At 41.7% G+C, this 21,185-nt stretch carries 21 protein-coding genes; 18 read left to right on the top strand and 3 right to left on the bottom strand.

Going from position 1 to position 21,185, the window contains the following annotated elements:
• Positions 1 to 310: 310 nt before the first annotated feature.
• From EEL30_01880 to yfcC, 16 genes are all read left to right on the top strand, one after another.
• Complete coding sequence (locus EEL30_01880; GenBank protein QDX91239.1) at positions 311 to 1,315, top strand: LacI family transcriptional regulator; 1,005 nt, start codon at positions 311 to 313, stop codon at positions 1,313 to 1,315.
• On the top strand, positions 1,312 to 2,247 hold the full coding sequence (rbsK, locus tag EEL30_01875) for a ribokinase (protein ID QDX91238.1): 936 nt from the start codon (positions 1,312 to 1,314) through the stop codon (positions 2,245 to 2,247). The genes EEL30_01880 and rbsK overlap by 4 nt, the downstream gene beginning before the upstream one ends.
• A gap of 82 nt (positions 2,248 to 2,329) precedes the next feature.
• Positions 2,330 to 2,725 (top strand): D-ribose pyranase, encoded by a 396-nt coding sequence (locus EEL30_01870; protein ID QDX91237.1) that lies wholly within the window; start codon positions 2,330 to 2,332, stop codon positions 2,723 to 2,725.
• Between the two features lie 15 nt (positions 2,726 to 2,740).
• Positions 2,741 to 4,267, top strand: a complete 1,527-nt coding sequence (locus EEL30_01865) for a sugar ABC transporter ATP-binding protein (GenBank protein QDX91236.1) — start codon at positions 2,741 to 2,743, stop codon at positions 4,265 to 4,267.
• On the top strand, positions 4,239 to 5,189 hold the full coding sequence (rbsC, locus tag EEL30_01860) for a ribose ABC transporter permease (GenBank protein ID QDX91235.1): 951 nt from the start codon (positions 4,239 to 4,241) through the stop codon (positions 5,187 to 5,189). The genes EEL30_01865 and rbsC overlap by 29 nt, the downstream gene beginning before the upstream one ends.
• A 26-nt stretch (positions 5,190 to 5,215) precedes the next feature.
• Positions 5,216 to 6,151, top strand: a complete 936-nt coding sequence (gene rbsB / locus EEL30_01855) for a ribose ABC transporter substrate-binding protein RbsB (protein ID QDX91234.1) — start codon at positions 5,216 to 5,218, stop codon at positions 6,149 to 6,151.
• Positions 6,152 to 6,317: 166 nt separating this feature from the next.
• Entirely contained in the window at positions 6,318 to 6,869 is a 552-nt protein-coding gene (locus tag EEL30_01850) for a hypothetical protein (GenBank protein QDX91233.1), read from the top strand.
• Positions 6,870 to 6,950: 81 nt separating this feature from the next.
• Complete coding sequence (locus tag EEL30_01845; GenBank protein ID QDX91232.1) at positions 6,951 to 7,445, top strand: DoxX family membrane protein; 495 nt, start codon at positions 6,951 to 6,953, stop codon at positions 7,443 to 7,445.
• A 631-nt stretch (positions 7,446 to 8,076) separates the two neighbouring features.
• The gene (locus EEL30_01840) at positions 8,077 to 8,943 is read left to right on the top strand and encodes a PRD domain-containing protein (protein QDX91231.1); all 867 of its coding nucleotides are present in this window, start codon (positions 8,077 to 8,079) and stop codon (positions 8,941 to 8,943) included.
• Between the two features lie 149 nt (positions 8,944 to 9,092).
• Complete coding sequence (locus EEL30_01835) at positions 9,093 to 9,593, top strand: PTS glucose transporter subunit IIA (protein QDX91230.1); 501 nt, start codon at positions 9,093 to 9,095, stop codon at positions 9,591 to 9,593.
• 70 nt (positions 9,594 to 9,663) lie between these two features.
• Positions 9,664 to 10,428 carry a glucosamine-6-phosphate deaminase gene (gene nagB, locus EEL30_01830; GenBank protein ID QDX91229.1) on the top strand — a complete coding sequence of 255 codons (765 nt, stop codon included), beginning with the start codon at positions 9,664 to 9,666 and terminating at the stop codon, positions 10,426 to 10,428.
• Positions 10,429 to 10,523: 95 nt separating this feature from the next.
• Positions 10,524 to 11,969, top strand: a complete 1,446-nt coding sequence (locus EEL30_01825; protein QDX91228.1) for a PTS sugar transporter — start codon at positions 10,524 to 10,526, stop codon at positions 11,967 to 11,969.
• 323 nt (positions 11,970 to 12,292) lie between these two features.
• Positions 12,293 to 13,765, top strand: a complete 1,473-nt coding sequence (locus tag EEL30_01820) for a PTS sugar transporter (GenBank protein QDX91227.1) — start codon at positions 12,293 to 12,295, stop codon at positions 13,763 to 13,765.
• Between the two features lie 153 nt (positions 13,766 to 13,918).
• A complete protein-coding gene (locus EEL30_01815) occupies positions 13,919 to 14,599 on the top strand; it encodes a copper homeostasis protein CutC (GenBank protein QDX91226.1) in 681 nt (226 codons plus the stop codon).
• A 34-nt stretch (positions 14,600 to 14,633) separates the two neighbouring features.
• Positions 14,634 to 14,966 (top strand): hypothetical protein, encoded by a 333-nt coding sequence (locus EEL30_01810; GenBank protein QDX91225.1) that lies wholly within the window; start codon positions 14,634 to 14,636, stop codon positions 14,964 to 14,966.
• A gap of 104 nt (positions 14,967 to 15,070) precedes the next feature.
• Positions 15,071 to 16,534: a putative basic amino acid antiporter YfcC gene (gene yfcC / locus EEL30_01805; GenBank protein QDX91224.1), complete on the top strand. Its 1,464-nt coding sequence runs from the start codon at positions 15,071 to 15,073 to the stop codon at positions 16,532 to 16,534.
• Between the two features lie 100 nt (positions 16,535 to 16,634).
• On the opposite strand, the gene EEL30_01800 is transcribed toward yfcC, so the two are convergent.
• Together EEL30_01800 and EEL30_01795 are read right to left on the bottom strand one after the other, a co-directional pair.
• A complete protein-coding gene (locus EEL30_01800) occupies positions 16,635 to 17,555 on the bottom strand; it encodes a pseudouridine-5'-phosphate glycosidase (GenBank protein ID QDX91223.1) in 921 nt (306 codons plus the stop codon).
• The gene (locus tag EEL30_01795; GenBank protein QDX91222.1) at positions 17,552 to 18,646 is read right to left on the bottom strand and encodes a winged helix-turn-helix transcriptional regulator; all 1,095 of its coding nucleotides are present in this window, start codon (positions 18,644 to 18,646) and stop codon (positions 17,552 to 17,554) included. The genes EEL30_01800 and EEL30_01795 overlap by 4 nt, the downstream gene beginning before the upstream one ends.
• Before the next feature lie 207 nt (positions 18,647 to 18,853).
• On the opposite strand from EEL30_01795, the gene EEL30_01790 reads away from it, so the two are divergent.
• Positions 18,854 to 19,645, top strand: coding sequence for a DeoR/GlpR transcriptional regulator (locus EEL30_01790; protein QDX91221.1), 792 nt, complete (start codon positions 18,854 to 18,856; stop codon positions 19,643 to 19,645).
• An 80-nt stretch (positions 19,646 to 19,725) separates the two neighbouring features.
• Positions 19,726 to 20,286: a hypothetical protein gene (locus EEL30_01785; GenBank protein QDX91220.1), complete on the top strand. Its 561-nt coding sequence runs from the start codon at positions 19,726 to 19,728 to the stop codon at positions 20,284 to 20,286.
• A 63-nt stretch (positions 20,287 to 20,349) separates the two neighbouring features.
• On the opposite strand, the gene EEL30_01780 is transcribed toward EEL30_01785, so the two are convergent.
• Entirely contained in the window at positions 20,350 to 21,126 is a 777-nt protein-coding gene (locus EEL30_01780) for a Cof-type HAD-IIB family hydrolase (GenBank protein ID QDX91219.1), read from the bottom strand.
• Between the last annotated feature and the right edge of the window lie 59 nt (positions 21,127 to 21,185).

Below are 21,185 nucleotides of genomic sequence, written 5' to 3'. Positions count from 1 at the left end.
TCATGAGTAATATAGGGAGCGGGTACGCTCCTTTTTTGTTTGTTTTATATGTAACTGTATTTTTATCATTCGATATTTTATTGGATAGATGGTAGCTACTGAAAGCAGTTTCTACCATTATTCACTTTCTCTTGACACCCTATCCATGAGCGAGTATATTTGTGTTGTAAGGTTATGAAACCGGTTACAGTTTTGAATAAACTGAACAATACGAGATTTTATGCTTTTGTTTCCAATATTTATATGATTTTATGTATTTAGTGTGAAACCGGTTACACATTAGATGGTTACGAATGTGGAGTGACGCATGATGGCAACGATTCGCGATGTAGCAAAGCTGGCAGGTGTTTCTGTAGCAACTGTTTCACGTGTGCTCAACAAAACGGGCTATGTGAATGTGGAAACAGCTCGCAAAGTTGAAAAGGCAATTCAACAGCTTCAGTATGAACCCAACTCGGTAGCGCGAGGATTGGCGGGTAAACGGACCAGTACGATTGCGTTTATCTTGCCGGACATTACGAACCCTTTTTTTTCAGAAATGGCGCGTGGCGTAGAAGATAAAGCTAGAGAATTGGGCTATACGGTCATCCTATGTAACTCTGATGATCAGGGGCAAAAGGAAAAAACATATATAGAGGTTCTTAAGAGAAAATATATTGATGGTATCATCATTGCTTCGCAAACCTTAAGCAGTGAAGATATCCAAAAGATGCAACAGGATCAGATTCCCTTAGTGGTCATGGATCGCGCTCCAGAGAATCAACATTGCTCTGTAATCAGATGTAACAATTATGCGGGAGCGAAGGAAGCTGTTGCTCATTTAGTTGAGCAGGGGTGTCGTAAAATTGGACATATCTATGGCCCACAAGAATTAATAACTGCCAGAGAGAGAATGCTTGCTTATGAAGAAAGCGTCCAAGGATTATCCTGGTATTCGCCAAGCTTAATGGAGCCTGGCTACTTCCAATTAAATGGGGGACAGGAAGCGGTTAAAGAACTACTGAGAAGACATCCAGATATTGATGGCATTTTTGTTGGAAATGATTTGATGGCCATTGGGGTGTTAAAAGGATTAAACCAACTAGGGAGAAGGGTGCCAGAAGATGTAGTGGTATGTGGTTTTGATGGCATTGCACTAGCTTCCATGACTATCCCAGAATTAACAACGGTAGCTCAACCGATCTATGAGATGGGAGAGCTAGCAGCACTTACTTTAACCCAGCAAATAGAAAATACGAAACCTTTACCGAAAGTATATGAACTAGAACCTACTTTTATTGAGCGCAGTTCAACCAGGAGGGAGCCATTAGCATGAGACAACCGCGAGTAGCTGTCATTGGCAGCCTTAACATGGATGTTGTAGTGGAAGCACCGCGTCAGCCCAAAATGGGAGAGACGATTAGTGGAGATAACGTTCATTTTATCCCCGGTGGAAAAGGCGCCAACCAAGCGGTCGCCGCCGCGCGTCTAGGTGCCCAAACTTCGATGATTGGTTCTTTGGGAAGAGATGCGTTTGGAGATTCGCTTGATAAGGCGATGCAACAGGAAGGAATCCAAGTCAACACGATAAAACATGTTGAAAATGTGCCGACTGGCATCGCATCTATCTTGTTAGCAGAAGGGGATAACCAAATTATTGTGGTAGCAGGTGCCAATGCCCATACCTCTCCAGCAGATGTTGACTTACATGCTGATACGGTGAAGGCGGCAGATATCGTGTTGTTGCAATTGGAGATTCCTATAGAGACGGTTGTTTATGCGGCAAAGCTGGCAAAAGAAGCTGGCAAGATGGTCATCTTAAATCCAGCGCCAGCGCAGCAGCTTCCTGACGAATTATTTGGTTACGTTGATGTCATGACGCCCAACGAATCGGAATTGTATCTATTAACGGAGACGGCACATGAGGGAGCGAAAGCAGACCAAGTAGCTACTCTACCTGTCGCCATGAAAGCACTCCATGCAAAAGGAGTTAAACACGTCATTACCACACTTGGGTCCATAGGTTCTGCCTACTTAATGGATGGTGAGACATTTGGAACGATCGCTAGTCATAAAGTGCAAGTCGTAGATACCACAGGAGCCGGAGATTCTTATAACGCAGGTCTTGCCTATGCACTAGCCTCTGGACAAACCATTCCAGAAGCAGTTGCGTTTGCAAGTGTTGTATCAGCGCTTGCCGTGACTAAATTGGGGGCACAAAATGGAATGCCTACAATGAAGGATGTACTAGCTTTTCAATCCAAGTGATAGCTTACAAGTAAGTCGCGACAGTTTAAGACCGTGACAGTTACAGCTTAGAAAATTACTGCACAGCTAAAGGGTGAGAAACATGAAGAAAATTGGCATCATGAATAGTGACATTTCCGCTATTATCAGTAAGCTGGGACACACAGACCGCATTGTGATTTGCGATGCTGGCCTGCCGATCCCAGATGGTGTACAACGAATAGACTTAGCTCTCAAAGCAGGTCTTCCAAGCTTTCTGGATGTATTGCAAGTAATTTTAGCAGAAATGCAGGTGGAGCGTATCCATTATGCAAAAGAGATGAGCGAAGTTAGCCCCGCTCTTTATGAAAAAATGAAGCAAGAGCTCCCAAATGTAGAAGAAAGCGTAGTGAGTCATGAAGAATTTAAAAAACGGACGAATGAAGCGAAAGCGATCATACGTACCGGAGAATGCACGCCATATGCCAATGTGATTTTAGAAGCTGGAGTTACTTTTTAAAGGCGGTGTGAACGTATGACAGATTTATTGTTAGAAATGAAGGGGATCTGCAAGTCGTTTCCCGGTGTCAAAGTGCTCGATCAGGTTGAATTGACGGTGCGCCCAGGTGAACTGGTAGCGCTAATGGGTGAGAATGGAGCAGGTAAATCTACTTTCATGAAAATCCTTGGCGGTATTTATACCAAAGATAGCGGCACTGTCACAGTAAAGGGTCAGCTTGTACCAGAGATGACCACGAAACTGGCAGCTGAGCTGGGAATTGGAATTATTCATCAAGAATTGAATTTAATTTCACATTTAACAGTTGCCGAAAATATCTTTTTGGGACGCGAATTTACGTATGGAAAAACGAAATTTATCAATTGGCAAAAGCTCCGTCAGGAAGCAAAGATATATTTAGATCAATTGGGTATTCAAGTTGATCCCGATACAAGAGTGGGCGATTTATCTGTTGGTCAGCAACAAATGATCGAAATCGCTAAAGCGCTTTCATTACAAGCGGACATCCTAGTACTGGACGAACCAACCGCAGCTCTTACCAATCGTGAAATCGATGCATTGTTTGAAGTTATTTTTGCCCTCAAGAACAAAGGAGTAGGTATGATTTACATCTCGCATCGGATGGAGGAAATCTTTCAGGTCAGCGATCGTATCACGGTTCTTCGTGACGGTCAGTATGTTGGCACGAAAGTAACAGCTGAGACTAACATGGATGAGCTGGTTAAAATGATGGTAGGTCGGGAAATTACGGACCGCTTTCCAAAAGTGGAAGTGACTCTCGGTGAAGAAAAATTGCGAGTAGATCATTTGTCGATCAAAGGAAAACTGACTGATGTCTCCTTTACAGTACAAGCTGGCGAAATATTGGGATTTGCCGGATTAATGGGGGCGGGACGCTCGGAAGTGGCCAAAGCCATTTTTGGACTCGAACGACTGGATTCAGGAAGTATTAAGGTAGAAGGCAAGCCTGTGAGCATAAAAAAGCCGAAAGATGCGATCGCGGCAGGAATTGCCTTCGTAACAGAAGACCGAAAAGAAGAAGGCTTGGTACTTTCCTTATCCGTTCGGGAAAATATAGCATTACCTAATCTGTCCAGCCTCTCATCTATGGGGGTCCTTCACAAGCAGAAGGAACAGCAATTAGCAGACGATACGATTAAAAAGCTGTTGGTCAAAACGCATAGCAGCGAGCAGAAAGTTGGTTCGTTGAGTGGTGGTAATCAGCAAAAAATTGTCATTGGAAAATGGCTGGCAGCTACTCCTAAAATTTTAATTTTAGACGAACCGACGCGTGGAGTGGATATAGGAGCAAAAAAAGAGATTTATGACTTGATGAACCGTTTGGCACAAGCAGGAGTAGCGATCATCATGATCTCATCGGAATTGCCCGAGGTACTGGGAATGAGCGATCGAATTATCGTTATGCATGAGGGGAAAATGACGGGTGAGTTCTCACGAGAAGAAGCCACTCAGGAAATCATTATGCACGCGGCAACAGGGGGAGGTCATTCACATGCAAGCACAAGCGAAACCAGCGCTTAAATTAAAAGGGAATTTTTTGCAACAGATGGGTCCGTTATTAGGTCTGTTGCTGCTGGTCATCATATTGTCTATCGTCAGCTCCGATTTTCTAACGGTAAGTAACATTTTTAATGTATTACGCCAAGTGTCAATTAATGCTCTGATTGCCTTTGGAATGACCTTCGTTATTTTAACAGGTGGGATTGACTTATCAGTAGGTTCTACTTTGGCTTTATCAAGCGCGTTGTCAGCGGGGATGATGGCCAGCGGTAGCGATCCGTTCTTAGCAATCGTGGTTGGACTGTTGGCAGGTCTAGTAATGGGTGCTTTCAATGGATTTTTAGTAGCAAAGGGCAATGTAGCTCCATTTATCGCAACACTGGCAACCATGACCGTGTTCCGAGGATTGACGCTTGTTTATACAGAGGGAAAACCAATTACAGGTTTACCAGATAGCTTCGGAATGGTAGGGAAAAGCTTCTTTTTACAAATTCCGATGCCGGTTATCTGGATGTTACTTTCCTTTATCGTGTTGTATTTCATCTTAAAACATACGACATTTGGTCGTCATGTATACGCTTTAGGGAGCAATGAAGAGGCAACCAGATTATCAGGAATTTCCACCACTAAGGTAAAAATCTGGGTGTATTCTATCAGCGGGTTGTTTGCATCCTTAGCAGGTATTATTTTGACCTCACGTCTTAACTCTGCCCAACCAACGGCAGGTACGTCCTATGAGCTAGATGCCATCGCGGCAGTCGTTCTGGGGGGAACCAGTCTCTCTGGTGGTAAAGGCTGGATTGTTGGTACCTTGATCGGTGCCATGATTATCGGTGTGTTGAATAACGGTCTTAACCTGTTGAATGTATCATCTTTCTATCAACTGGTGGCTAAAGGGGCAGTCATCCTGATTGCCGTTTTGTTGGACCGTTCTAAAAAATAATAATGAGTAAAAGGGGAGATTTCATCATGAAGAAGTACGTGAAAGTAGCTTTGGCATCCACAATGCTTTTATCTGTACTAGCAGGCTGTTCGACTCAATCCAGCTTAGAGGATAGCAAGACGCCAGCATCTGATGCGAAGAAAGAAGGAGTCACCATTGGACTCTCTATCTCTACATTAAATAACCCATTCTTTGTCACGCTAAAAGAAGGAGCAGAAAAGGCAGCCAAAGAGGCTGGGGTTAATCTGATCGTCGTGGATTCCCAAGATGATACGGCTAAACAAATTAGCGGGGTTGAGGATCTCATTCAGAAAAAAGTAGATGTCATTTTGGTTAACCCAACCGATAGTGCAGCCATTTCCACAGCGGTTGAATCAGCAAACGCAGCAAACATCCCAGTCGTTACTGTCGACCGTGCTGCAGAAGGTGGTAAAGTAACGTCACACATTGCTTCCGACAACGTAAAAGGCGGAGAAATGGCTGGCCAGTTCATCATGGATTCTCTTGGTGGTAAAGGAAACCTGATTGAGTTGGAAGGTATTCCGGGCTCCTCTGCAGCACGTGATCGAGGCAAAGGGTTCCACAATGCGGTAGACAATAAAGATGGTCTAAAAGTAACAGCTACTCAGCCAGCAGATTTCAATCGTGCAAAAGGCATGAGTGTTATGGAAAATATTTTGCAAGGCAACAAGGACATCCAAGCTGTTTTTGCCCACAATGATGAAATGGCTTTGGGAGCCCTACAAGCTTTAGAAGCAGCTGGTTTGAAAGAAGTGAAAGTCGTAGGATTTGATGCTACCGAGGATGCAGTGGCAGCTGTTAAAGATGGAAAATTGACAGCAACTGTTGCTCAAAAACCAGCAGAAATCGGTAAAAAAGCTGTAGAGACTGCTATTAAGGTAGCCAAGGGTGAAAAGGTAGATGAATTTATTCCGGTTGATCTGGAATTAATCAAAAAATAGAAAACACATGATCCTTGAAGCTTACAGCGATGAATAAAGACGAAACACCAGGTGAATGCACCTGGTGTTTTTTATTTTTGTGTAAAATGACCCTATTTTTGTTCGGCAGAAAATTCGATACATAACGTATATACAAGAAGTTAGGAAGGGAGAAACTATTATACGAATGGAGTGTCAAACGAGGAATAATCTATTGAATGATGCGAATAGTCAAAAATGTGATTATGATTTTCAGGCATTAGAAAAAATCATGCTAGACATTTCTAAAATAACAAAAGAAACACAGCGATTGGCCAAGGAGACTGTGTTGAACAGTGAGCAGATAATAAAACACAACGATGGAGCTTCCTTGGCTATGAAGGAAACTGTGAAGCAATTGATGGAGCAATCTGCCACCATCTGGCATGAGTGCGACCAGTCCTTTAGAATGATTCAGCTGGAAATACAAAAAGTAAGCGATCAAGTAGAACCGATGTATCTGAACGGAAATGATAGTACGAATCCAAGCTTTCATCATGGAATTACAATTCACTTGATACATGAAATGCTACGAGAAGCCTATTGGGAAATAGAGGGAATATTTCTATCTGTGCAGAATATAACCATTAAAACCAATATTTTGTTACAGTTGACGGAGTTAAGTCAGCGAGCAGCTAAGCTTAACAGTAGGAAAAGAGAACTGATTGGTGCGGAAGACGTGAGTCTAAAAGATTATTAGTAAATAGTGCTTATCGGTAATGACGAAAAAATTATTTCAGCAGTAACCAGATTTTTTATAGAGAAAAAAGGAGTGGTGTGTATGGTAACTTGGCTACGACAATCTCAGAGTGCTTCCGTTGTTTTGTTGTTAGTTCGTCTTTATTTAGGCTATACGTGGCTTGTTTCTGGTTGGGGTAAGCTAAGTGGTGGGGGATTTGCAACAGAAGGCTTCTTAAAAGGTGCAATTGCAAAAGCTGGTGGTGACCACCCTGCTGTACAAGGCTGGTGGGCTGCCTTTCTTGAAAATATAGCGTTACCCGGTGCTTCCTTTTTCAACTTCTTAATCCCTTGGGCAGAAGTGTTGGTAGGGCTTGCTCTACTATTAGGACTATTAACTACATTCTCTGGACTCATGGGAATTATCATGAATTATGCATTTTTATTTAGTGGTACGGTAAGTGTTAATCCTTATTTGGTTTTATTAACCACCTTTATCTTAGTAGCAGGCCGTAATGCTGGCTACTTTGGCTTAGATCGGTTTGTCTTGCCTTATTGGGATAGAAAATGGGGAAACAAACGAGTGAGGCTTCACTAAGGCATATGGTTAGATAGAAGGTCCTTTGAACCTCTCATGGCTAAAGCCACGAGATTCCTGCGCTATCACATCCAACGAAGTGAGAATTAGCAGGCTATCCCCGTAGTCCCTACGGTTATTGAAAAAAAGTGTACGTTGGACTCTTCTCTCTGACCTACTGCTTGGTTTTCGCTTTTCGGTCAGAGAGGACGAAGGTGCTTGAATGTTTTACGCCACAAAGCATTCCTTATGGCAACCCCATACATTCAGTTTTCAATGAGCAATCTGTACAAGATTAGTATACCTGTTCTTGTTAGTTATTCAAAGAAGTAGTCGGACAAGTAACGTGTCAGAAGACACGCTTTGTCCGAGATTCATCTCATGATTAAAATCACGAGTGTTCTCGGCTAATTCATAAAAATGATAAGTTATGATTGACTTTTATCAACTTTATAGTAAAATGTACATGAAGCGAATAATGCGTTTACAGGCGTGTTACTGTTATAAACAGGCATGAGCCACAAAGGATTTTTCTTTCTTGTTTTTTCGTGGAGAAAATCTGATGTTGGCTCTTTTTTGACTTTTTATCTGTTGCAGGATACGCAGGGATTCTCATTACAAGTTCGTAATTCTGACCTATGGTGGTGTCTGCGTGTACAAAAGCCAAGATTATAACATAAGTCGAATTTTAAGTAATAACGTCGTCTTGGTAAGCGATCCAACTGTGAATACAGAAGTGATCTTGCTTGGCAAAGGTCTTGGGTTTGGGCAAAAAGCAGGCTATACGATTGCGAAGAATGATGAACGTATTGAGAAGCGCTTTCGAATGGAAAATGAGCTTCATTTAAATCAGTTTCAATCCCTTTTGACTCAAATTGACCAGTTGGTTATTGATATTGCTGAAGAGATCATTTCATGGGTTTGCGATGAAATGACGCCTGATATTAATGAATTGATTCATGTTGCTTTACCTGACCATATCCAGTTTGCTGTGCATCGCTTGTCAAGTGGTATGGAAATTGTAAACCCTTTCCTGTTCGAGATTCAGGCGTTGTATCCGCAAGAGTTCGTCCTCGCTGAACGAGCGGCAGCCCTAATCGAAGATGCATTCACTATTTCTGTTCCAGAAAGTGAAATTGGATTCTTGGCGTTGCATATTCACTCGGCTGTTAGCTACATCCCAGTAGCGCAGACAGTGAAGCATACCAACCTCATCCTTGAGATGATCCAAATGGTGGAAGAGAGTTTAACCTTGAAGGTAACAAAGGAAAGCTTACACTATACTCGAATGATTACGCATTTCCGCTTCGTTCTGGAACGATTGAAGGAAGGCAAAACAATAGAAAATCCCTTGTTGGATCGCGTAAAAACGATGCTTCCAGAGGCGTATGAACTGGCCTCACAATTAGGAGAGCTTATCTCACTAAAGTTAGAGGTTAAAGTGCCAGATGACGAGGTCGGATACATGGCTATGCATTTGTTCCGTTTGTTTCAATTAGTAAAAGACAAAAAAGAATGATTATCTTTTCACAGCGTGTTACTAGTTCGACTAGGCATGAGCAGTGGAAGATGGAGCATCCTAAACGATATCAATTTGTTTAGGCATCCGTTTTCTATGCTCATGCCTTTTCTATTGATAAAGTCAGTGAACACCTAAGGAGGATCAACATGTTTAGTAAATTATTTTCTCGTAAAAAAGAAGTTCAACCAACTCTACTGCTAGCACCCCTAACAGGTAAGGCAGTTAACTTAGAAGAAGTACCAGATCCTGTATTCTCTCAAAAAATTGCTGGTGACGGTTTGGCTATCGAACCAACTGAAGGCGTGTTGGTAGCACCTGTTGACGCGGAAGTAGTTCATTTGTTTAACACAGGACACGCAATCGGTTTGCAGACAGCTGATGGAGCTGAAATCTTGATGCATATTGGTATCGATACCGTTAACTTAAACGGCGAAGGGTTCTCTGCGAAAGTAACGACGGGCCAAAATGTCAAAGCGGGCGATACTCTGATTGAATTTGATCTAGATATCATTAAAAAAGCGGGCTATCCTGCGATCACACCAATCATTATTACAAACAGCGATGCCGTAGAAAGCATGAAACACTTTGTAGGTGCTTCAGTATCGCGTGGTCAGGACAAAGTTCTTGAAGTAACCCTTAAAGCCTAATCCTATCAAGAGCAACTATACATCATGAAGAGAGAAACAATCACATCTAGTGGATAGTGAGGGATAAGACATGAGAGTAATCGTATCTGAAAATTATCAGGAACTAAGTAAAAAAGCTGCTGAAATAATGGCGGAGCAGCTAAAACAAAAGCCGACATCCGTACTTGGCTTGGCTACAGGAAGCACGCCGATAGGCATGTATAAAGAGTTAATCAGTATGTACCAAGCAGGAAACATTGATTTTAGCAAAATCTCAACGTTTAACCTGGATGAATACGTAGGACTGACAGCTGATCATGATCAAAGCTATAGTTACTTTATGTGGGATAACTTGTTCTCTCATGTAGATATTAAAAAAGAGCAAACGAATATCCCATCAGGTATGTTTTCTGATGCAAAGGTAGAATGTACCCGTTACGAGAAGGCAATGAAAGAAGCAGGTGGCATAGATATCCAAATTTTGGGTATTGGTCATAATGGACACATTGGTTTTAATGAACCAGATCAAGCGTTCACGCTATCTACTCATGTGGTGGAACTAGCACCTGAAACCATCGAAGCAAATGCTCGCTTCTTTAACAATAAATCCGAGGTACCTAAACAAGCGGTGACTATGGGTATTGGTGGCATCATGAAAGCTCGCCATGTCCTGTTGATCGTAAACGACAAGAGTAAAGCTGAAGCTGTACGTCATTTGTTCACAGGCACGGTAGATCCCCAAGTACCTGTATCAATCTTACAGCTACATCCCAATTTGACCTTATTGGTCGATCGCGCAACGGCTGACTTATTGCCATTGCAAACTGAATCAAGAAAAGCCGTTCTTCAAGGCTAAAACCTTTGTGCAAGTACAACAAGCGATATGATGTGAAACCTTATGCATGCCATGAGGTTTCACTACTCATATATAACATCAGAGGAGGAAACGATATGTTGGCTTTTCTTCAAAAGATTGGTAAAGCTTTGATGCTTCCAGTCGCAACGTTGCCAGCTGCAGCCCTATTGCTACGTTTTGGAGCAATTGACTATGTTAAAGATTTTAACATGGGCACAACAGGCGAATTCTTAAATAATTACATTGCTCCATTCCTAGCAGCAGGTGGTTCTGCCATTTTTGATAACTTACCTTTAATCTTTGCTGTCGGGGTAGCCATTGGTTTGGCAGGAGACGCAGTTGCAGCTCTAGCAGCTGTAATCGCACAATTGGTTTTACTTAATGTGTTGAAAGCGGTTCCAGGTGCATTCTCTTTCATTGATGATGCAATGAAATTGGATATGGGTGTACTTGGTGGTATCATGTCTGGTGCATTGGCAGCTTTCTTCTACAACAAATACCACAATATCAAGCTTCCAGATTGGTTAGGATTCTTTAGTGGTAAACGTTTTGTTCCAATCGTTACATCCTCTTCCATGGTAATTCTAGGTCTATTATGTGGTCTAATATGGGGTCCTGTACAAGAGGCGCTTAATTCATTTGGTAATACGATTGTAAGCATGGGGGCTGTAGGTACTGGTATCTTTGGTATCGCTAACCGTGTACTCATTCCATTCGGTTTGCACCATGTAATTAACGCGATAGCTTGGTTTGAAATTGGAACCTTTACAAATGTAGCTGGTGAGATTGTAAAAGGTGACTTAAACCGCTTCTTCGCGGGCGATCCATCTGCTGGACTATTCATGACAGGATTCTTCCCAATCATGATGTTCGCAATGCCAGCGATCGCACTCGCTATCGTACACACAGCGAAGCCTGAAAATCGTAAAACGGTTGCATCCATCTTCTTAAGTACAGCAATCGCAGCGTTCTTGACAGGTATTACTGAGCCAGTAGAATTCGCATTCATGTTCGCTGCTCCATTACTATATGGTATCCATGCTGTTTTAACAGGTGTTATTGGATTTATCATTGTTGAATTGGGCGTACGTCTAGGCTTTGGGTTCTCTGCTGGTCTTATTGATTATCTTGTTAACTTTAAATGGTCGCAAAAACCACTTCTGCTTTGGCCGATCGGTCTTGCTACCTTCGTGATTTACTACTTCTTGTTCCGTATTATGATTACGAAGCTTAACCTGAAAACTCCAGGTCGTGAAGATGATTTCGTAGCGGCAACAGATGGTGGTACTGCTAAAGGTAACGATGCTATGAAGGAAAAAGCGGAAAAAGTTTTAGCAAACATCGGTGGTAAAGAAAATATCAAGAACATTGACGCGTGTATTACTCGTTTGCGCTTGGTAGTAAACGATGATCAAAAAATAAATGATGCAGCCCTGAAGCAACTAGGTGCAGCAGGTGTTATGCGTCTGGGTCAAGGTAGTGTGCAGGTAGTCTTTGGTACACAATCTGAAATTCTAAAAGATGAGATTAAAAAACTGTAACAAATCGTAAATGAACATAGCACGACAAGGATGGCATGATCCGATGAGGGTCCTGCCTTATCCTTTCGTAATATTTATCATAATATTCAATTATATAAAATAAGTAAACACTGATAACCTTATCTACTTGCAAATGCTACTCACAACTAGACCTACTAGAAAGATAGAAAGAACGATGGTCTGATCGTGTAGTACGGTAATAGCTTGTAGAAAAGGTTTTTCTTTTTGTAATCTTTTTATTGGTAGTTCAGTAGGAGCAACAAGTCAGGCAACCTAGAGGAAACCTACGTTCACATATCATTCATGTGTAAGGGGGAATCATCATGCTTGCTTTTTTACAAAAGATTGGGAAAGCTTTAATGCTTCCGGTAGCTGTATTGCCGGCTGCAGCTATCATGCTTCGCTTAGGGGATATCAACTATGTGACTGATTTTCATCTAGGTGGGTTTGGAGAATTTTTAAATCAGTACATTAAGCCGCTTCTCGCGGCTGGTGGGGATGCTATTTTTCATAAGGAGAACCTCCCGTTGATTTTCGCTGTTGGTGTGGGAATAGGCTTGGCCGGTGACGCGGTAGCAGCATTAGCTGCAGTTATTGCTTATTTGGTATTAAAAAAGGTATTAGCTGTTGTTCCTATCATATTTTTGTACATCCCAGATGACATGAAGCTAGATATGGGCGTGCTTGGGGGGATAACAGCAGGCTTAGTCGCTGCTTATTTTTACAAGAAGTATCATAATATTAAGCTACCAGATTGGTTAGGGTTCTTTAGTGGGAAACGTTTTGTACCAATTGTTACTTCTCTTTCTATGGTGATTTTAGGTTTAGTGCTTGGAATGATTTGGGGTCCTGTACAAGAAGCACTTAGCACGTTTGGCAACTGGATTGTTAGTCTAGGAGCTGTGGGCTCTGGTCTGTTTGGTTTCTTTAACCGTCTGTTGATTCCAACTGGCTTGCATCATATTATAAATACGATTGCTTGGTTTGAAATTGGTACTTTTACCAATGCGGCAGGCGATGTGGTAAAAGGTGATTTGCATCGTTTCTTTGCAGGTGATAAATCGGCGGGGCTATTCATGACCGGATTCTTCCCTATTATGATGTTTGCTGTACCTGCAATCGCGCTTGCTATCGTGCATACGGCTAAACCTGAGAATCGTAAGACTATTGCCTCTATCTTTTTGAGTACGGCTATTACAGCCTTTTTGACAGGGATAACAGAACCAGTAGAATTTGCCTTTATGTTTGCTGCTCCCGTGTTATATTTCATCCATGCGATTTTAACGGGGATTGCCGGAGTTATAACCATTTTGTTAGGCATGCGATTGGGTTTTGGTTTCTCAGCTGGTTTTATTGATTATGCACTAAACTATAAATGGTCACAGAATCCCTTATTGTTAATTCCAATTGGTTTAGCGTTTGGGATAGTATATTACTTCTTATTCCGCTTTGTTATTGTAAAATTTAATTTGAAAACACCGGGTCGTGAAGAGGAATCCTTCCTTTCAGCTGAAACAGAGGTGGCGGCTGGTAGTGAAGGAGCCGTAGGAACAATCTCTTCGATGCGAGAAAAAGCAGAGAAGGTTTTGGAAAACATTGGTGGTAAAGAAAATATCAAGAGCCTAGATGCTTGCATTACCCGATTGCGTCTGGTACTGGTAGATGATCAGAAGGTCAACGAAACGGCTTTAAAACAATTAGGTGCAGTAGGTATGATGCGTCTGGGGCAAGGCAGTGTGCAAATTGTGTTTGGTACTCAATCCGAAGCGTTAAAGGATGAGATTGAGAAGCTGTAAGCATCCAAAAAAACATCTAAGATAGCGTTTATATCCATAAGAACGAGAACGGTAAGGCCTGAGATGCCTTACCGTTTTTGATGCATCCAGTCATTACACATGCTAAAGTAAAAGTAATAATGAATGGAATGTACCAAAAGGAGCGAAGGCAGCATGATACTCGAAGTAATTGCAACAACATTAGATGATGCGAAACGAGCAGAAGCAGGTGGAGCAGATCGATTGGAATTAATTACAGGTATTGTGGAAGGAGGGCTTACTCCTAGCTATGGTCTTATAAAAAATGTGGTCAATCAGGTGAAAATCCCTGTACATGTGATGGTGCGTCCTCATAGCCAATCCTTTGTATATACGTCAGATGATATAAAAGTGATGCAACAAGATATACAAATCATCCGCGAATTAGGTGCGACAGGTGTGGTTCTTGGGACTTTAACACGAGATAATCAAATTGATTTCCGGGCATTAGAGACTTTATTAGAAGAAACTGGTGACATGCATGTTACATTCCATCGAGCTTTTGATGAGGTAGAAAACCAACTAGAAGCGCTTGAACAATTACTTGGTTATAAACAGATTGATCACATCTTAACATCTGGTGGCCAGTCAAGTGCGCTACATGCGGTGGATCAGATTAAAACATTGGTAGAGCGAACTACTTCTACACACCTAACCATTTTGGCAGGGGCTGGTTTAACGATAGATACCGTGCCTACTTTTGCGAAAGAAACGGGTGTGAGGGAAGTCCATTTTGGTACTGGTGTGAGGGAGAATGGACAAGCATTGAAACCAGTGGATACAGAATTTGTTACTTTATTGAAAAGCAGATTATAATAGCACTTCATGAGAAAAGAGGGAGGGATACGTAATGAAGGAACGACCGTATAACATAGAAGTAAGACGACAGATGATGGGGGATGATATCGTCTATCTGATCGGTGGAGGCGTGGTACATATTGGTGCAGTAGCTACAGCTTACTGGCAGGATGAGAAAGTCAAAGTAGAGCTTATAACATTACCTGGCCATAAGGAAGATCAACTGGCGATTGAATGTGCGAGCTTAGCTTGTGAGCATAAAAAATGTACCGTGACCACTATTGTAGGAATTCATATCGATCAGGCTAGCAAGGAAGAAATCATGCTGGCAGTGGAAACAACTCGTGAAGCGATGCGTAAAGAGCTTTTTGGAGAAGAAAGGTAATCGAGTATTTTTACCCCCTTCTTTCAACTGTCATAGAACTGAAAAAAGTTTGTTCATTTTTTCACGTTATAATAGACGGATGCGAAAGGGGGATTATGTTTTACATGAATGCACTATTTTCCAAGATGAAAAGAGGAAACAAACATCCAAGAGAACTGAACGTCTTCGTCTTGTTGCTAGGCATTCTACTTTTGGCAACCGCTCTTACTTATGTAGTACCTGCGGGAGAATATGGTCGAGTTGAGGTGGATGGGCGTAATGTTGTCAATCCAACTAGCTTTCATTTTCTCCCATCTGAGCCTGTTCATCCATTTGATATGCTGATTAGCATTCATAAAGGAATGGTGGAGACAGCCGACATTATTTTCTTTGTCCTCATAGTAGGGGGAACATACGGAATCATTACATATTCCGGAGCAATGGAAGCTTTGGTGCTGGCCATGGCACGTAGGCTGGGGAATCAAGAGAAGTGGCTGATTCCAATAATGATGTTATTTTTTGGTGTCTGCGGTTCTTTGATGGCAATGGCTGAGGAGACATTGCCATATCTAGCGTTACTTATTCCTCTAGCTTTAGCATTAGGTTTTGATGTGATTACAGGTGCAGCAATTGTACTCGTAGGAGCCCAAATTGGTTTTAGTACTGCTCTTATTAATCCTTTTACTATTGGTGTAGCTCAGAAGATAGCAGAACTTCCTCTGTTTTCTGGTATGAGCTTTCGAATTGGGCTGTTTGCGGTTCTATATGTAGTTAGTGTTACCTTTGTGTATCGCTATGCGATGAAAGTTAAGAAAGACCCATCTAAGGGGTTTTTTGTAGAAAATGGCTTCGGCAAGGAACTATCTCATAGTAGTGCCCCCGCATTCGATTTGCAAGCTGTTACGACACAAAACGTAATGGATAACAAAAACAAAGTATTTCTAATCCAGCACAAGCTTGTTCTCCTTAGCTTCATGCTTACGTTAGGTACGATTGCCTTTGGTGTTATGAAGCATGGGTGGTTTATTTCTGAGATTGCCACCATCTTTTTATGTCTGGCGCTGGTATCCGGTTTGATTTGTCGTATGAGTGGGAGCAAGTTTGTTACTTGCTTTATCAGAGGTGCGGCTGATTTATTAGAGGGAGCTTTAATCATTGGGATGGCTCGGGCTATATTGCTGATTCTGACAGAAGGACAAGTAATGGATACGATTTTGTTCTATTCAGCTCAAGCGATTCAGCATATACCGTCCTCTTTAACTGCTATGGGCATGTTTATCCTTCAATGTTTCTTAAATGTCATTGTTCCGTCTGGTAGTGGGCAAGCTGCACTAACAATGCCGATCATGACACCATTAGCTGACTTGGTGGGCGTTACTCGTCAAACAGCAGTATTAGCGTTTCAGTTGGGAGACGGTTTTACTAATATTGTGACTCCTACTTCTGGCTATTTCATGGCTGGGCTAGCCTTGGCAAAAATTCCGTGGGTTCGCTGGTTTAAGTGGATCATGCCTCTAATTGGATTGCAAATATGTATTGGGGGTATTGCTATCATCATTGCACAGGTGATTGGATACGGACCTTACTAACGAACAAAAAAGGTAGCTAAAACAGAAATGAGGGCAGTTCCAAAGTGAGAAAGTCACTTTTGGAACTGCCCTTTTTAAGATTAGTGAATGAAACACTATCTTATTGATTTTGTTTATTTTTGAATGCAACCGCGACTTTAGCCGCTACTTCTGCGTTGTGATATACAAGTGCAATGTTGGTTTCCAAGCTTTTGCCTGCTGTTAGTTCTTTTACTTTTGAAAGCAAAAACGGTGTTACTTTTTTACCAGCGATGTTATTTTCTTTGGCTTCAGCTAAAGCTTGCAGGATTACAGATTCAATCTGATCATATGGAAGAGCAGATTCTTCTGGTACAGGGTTGGAGATTACCATTCCACCATGCATGCCTAGCTTCCATTTCATGTCCATCACTGCAGCTACTGAATCTGGCGTGTCCAATTTGTAGTCTACGCCGTAGCCACTCTTACGGGAGTAGAAGGAAGGGAACTCGTCTGTTTTGTAACCAACAACTGGTACCCCTTGCGTTTCTAGGTATTCTAATGTACGTCCGATATCTAGGATGGATTTGCAACCTGCGCAAACCACGGCTACGCTAGTATTAGCTAGCTCTGTTAGGTCAGCAGATACGTCCCACGTAACTTCTCCATCGCGGTGAACCCCACCAATACCACCTGTAGCAAACATTTCGATACCAGCTAGTTCAGCAGCAATCATAGTTCCTGCAACAGTTGTCGCTCCAATTTTACCTGTTGCCAAGACGTAAGGGAAGTCACGACGACTTACTTTTTCAACGGATTTGTTAGTAGCGAATTCTTCTAATTCTTGATCGTTTAGACCAATTTTAATTTTACCATCCATGATACCAATAGTAGCTGGTACGGCACCATTATCGCGGATGATTTGCTCTACTTTTTTAGCCATTTCAATGTTTTGTGGGTAAGGCATTCCGTGAGAGATAATAGTTGTTTCCAAAGCGACGATCGGTAATTTATTTTCTAGGGCGTGTGCAACCTCTTCAGTAAAAGTTAGGTAGTTTTTCATTGTGCATTCTCCTTTACGAACTGATATAGTTTTTCCGGTTGTAATTCGGGAGAGACCGATTGTTCTGTTACTAACGTAAGAGCTGATGCAGCAAGACCTAAGCGGCAAGCGTCTAATATTTCTTCACCATGTAGAACACCATGCAACAGACCCGAGGCGAAGGCATCACCAGCACCGGTTACATCAACTACATCAACTGGATATGGTGGAAGTAAAACTTCATGTTCAGCGGATGAGACAAAAATACCTTGTTCACCCATGGTTACGATGACATGGAGAACACCACGTTTTCGAATCAACTGGCATGCTGTTTTGACATCTTCTACATTGTTAATTTTCATACCAGATAGAATCTCAGCTTCTTCCTGATTAGGTAAAATGCTTGTGACACCCTTGAGAGAATCTGGTAGTTTCATTGCTTTGGCTGAAGAGACGGGATCGATATACAAAGTGATGTTCTCATCATGGCAACGTGTAATCATGTATGCCAAAACTTCCTCAGGTAAGTTCGTATCTAGAAGCACAATGTCGGAAGCAACGATATGAGTCCATTTCTCTGCAATCATCTCGGTTGTTACTTTTTCATAAATATCCATGTTGGCAAGGGAGACGAACATTTCACCATCTACATCAAGTAGAGCTGTGTAAGTACCTGTTTGTTCAGCAGAGAGCATCCAGGATTGACTAACGTCTACGCCGTGTTGTTTGGTTTCGGCAAGAACCCATTCGCCCTCCTTGTCGTTACCTACGCTTGTAATAAGTGAGGTGACACAACCAAGGCGACCCAAATTTTCGGCAATGTTTCTGGCAACCCCTCCACATGATGAAGAGATGCTGACTGGATTGGAAGAGTGCAGTTTGACGTGTTGTTTACTGCGAGCCTTGCGATCCAGATTGGCTCCCCCAAGGCAAGTGATGGAAGCTTCTTCTTTTAAAACGTAGGCTCTTCCTTTAATCTGGCCTTGTTTCATCATTGTGGCAATATACCCTGCTACCGCTGAACGGGAAATGCCCATTTTATTCGCTAAATCTTGTTGACTGATGAAGGGATTCAAACGGATATAGTGCAAGATTTTTTGTTCTTTATCCATGTGACACTCCTCCTTTCAACAAAAGTTTATCATTTAAACAAAAGTTTGTAAAGCGATTATTTATGAAGTATGATAGGAAAAAAACATCATAACGATGATCTGCTGGCTCCTTACAGTAGGAGACGCTCTACTATCTAAGCAAAAGTCTATCAGAAAAACAAAAGTTGAGTTACAATAACAAAAAGAGGCGAAAAGGGGCGGTTTGGTGTGTCTTTAATAGGAGAGGAACGAAAGGAGCTCATCTTAGCATTACTACAACAAGAAGGAAAAGTAAAAACAATAGAGTTAGTAGAAAAGCTACAAGTATCCTCAGAATCAGTACGTCGGTATTTAGAAGAGCTAGAACAGGAACAGAGGCTCAAGCGTGTCTATGGAGGAGCCGTAAAAATGGGGGGAGACGTTGAGTTACTTTCTTATAAAGATGACCCAGAAATTTGCCTCAGTAGTGTAAAAGGAATAGCGCAAGCAGCAGCGCAAATGGTTCAACATGGTGAGAACGTAATACTAGATGATGGAATCATTTCACTATATATGTTGCCCTATTTATTAGAAAAACAAAACGTGACGATAATCACCAGTTCCGTTCGATTATTGCAAGCCTTTTTTATTCATGAAAAGAAGGATGATTTTACAGGAGATATATATTTTTTAGGTGGAAAGGTACATCCGAAGCATGCTCGTGTATGTGGACTAATGACCGAGAAAATGATGGACTATTTTCATGCAGATAAAGCTTTCTTGTGTGTAGATGGGCTATCCTTACAAAAGGGCATGAGTCATCATGATGCTGAACGAGCCTTTTTAGTTCGCAAATTTTTGGAGAATTCAAATGAGTGTATTGTGTTGTGTGATCAGTCCAAATTAGACGTACAAAGTTTTATTAAAATTACAGACATAAAAGACATCCAAACGATTATTTGTGATAGAGAAATACCAGAGGATTGGGCAGATAAATGTCAAGAATGGCAAGTGAAGTGGTTGGTTGCTTCCCAGGTGTAACCGGTTACACAGCTCTTTTGTACATATTTTTAATGTGCTGGAACATAATAACAGCAACATGAGAGTTCAGGAGGCACAACATGTGGTATAGCAGTTGGATACTAGCAGTATTGATGCTTGGAAATTCAGAATGGGGGGAAGCTGTAGGGAACACCCTTCATCATGCACATCACACGCAGGTTATCCAGAACGAAGGAAATATCCGTTCTGTCAAAGAACTAACCAGTCTGTCTCAGGCTATTATTTACGCAACACCTCTGGAAAATGTGAATGAACAAGCTACCGATCGTTCTGTACAAGGAAGAAAGGTTGTCAAATATATACAAACCTTTCAAGTGAAGACGGCAGTGAAGGGGAGCGTTGCGAAACAAGTTAAGATTGTATTTTATGGATTGGAACCTAAACCTGAGGCTCGTGACCCACTAAATTTACAGTATCCAGGGGCACTTGGGGATGGTGAGTATTTTTTGTTTTTAAAAAAAATAGATTCTAACAACTTCACCACCGTGGATATTTGGCAAGGAATCTATCCTGTGTTTGAGGGGAGAACGGTAGCCCTAGAGGGGTATGGGATTGCTGAATTAAACGGATTAACACCGAATCAGATGATTGATAAAGTGAAACAGGTAACAAGACAATAGAAGAAAAAGCCGTTTTCTGTATGCAGAGAAAACGGCTTTTTTGAGCAAGCTTCTATTTAATAATTAATCTAGTAATCCAAGCATGGTTAACCCTTGGGCAATTCCATCTTCATTGCAGCTTGCTGTTACGTAACGTGCTTTTTGCTTGGCTTCTGGGACGGCATTACCCATAGCTACACCATGTCCTACGGTTTCAAGCATTTCTAAATCATTTAAACCGTCACCAAAGGCATAGGTGTGCTCTAGAGAAAATTGCCCGTGTTCCAGCATTTTTTGAATTCCGACTGCTTTAGAACAACCCAATGGAATAATATCTAGCGCATAATCATGCCAGTGAATAAAGCCCAATTGCGGAAAGCGCTCTAGATACTCTTTGGCAGGCTCTGGTGAGCAGAAGATGATGCTTTGATAAATCGGGTTTTGTTTGTAGTAGTCAGGGTCAAGTAAGGGTTTAGCCAATTGTAATTCCCCGTAAATTTCATCCAAACGAGGATCATCAAGATGATTGGCACATAGTATTTCATGATTTACATAAGTAAGAACATGTCCGTGGTCGTTAGCAAGTGTGGTTAAATCAGTTAATTGTTCAAGTGGAATCGGGTTGCTATAGATTTCTTCCCCTTCAAATACAACATATTGACCATTTATGGAAACATAAGAATGAATATCCAATTGGCTACATATCTCTTCTAATTGCTTGGGCATGCGACCTGAAGCGATAGCTGTATAGATTCCATTTTCACGTAATCGACGTACAGCGTCACGGGTGCTTGCTAGCAATTGCTTATCTTCTGTTAGTAAGGTTCCATCGACATCAAAAAATACGATTTTTCTCTCCACTTGTTTTTCCTCCGCTTTTTCTAGTTGGTCGTAGGTGAAACCACTACGCCGTAACGCCC

The organism is Brevibacillus laterosporus, assembly GCA_007833815.1.
GTDB lineage: Bacteria > Bacillota > Bacilli > Brevibacillales > Brevibacillaceae > Brevibacillus_B > Brevibacillus_B laterosporus_D.
The sequence above is the reverse complement of the archived record's forward strand: the minus strand, read 5'-3'. Positions and strand labels throughout refer to the sequence as shown.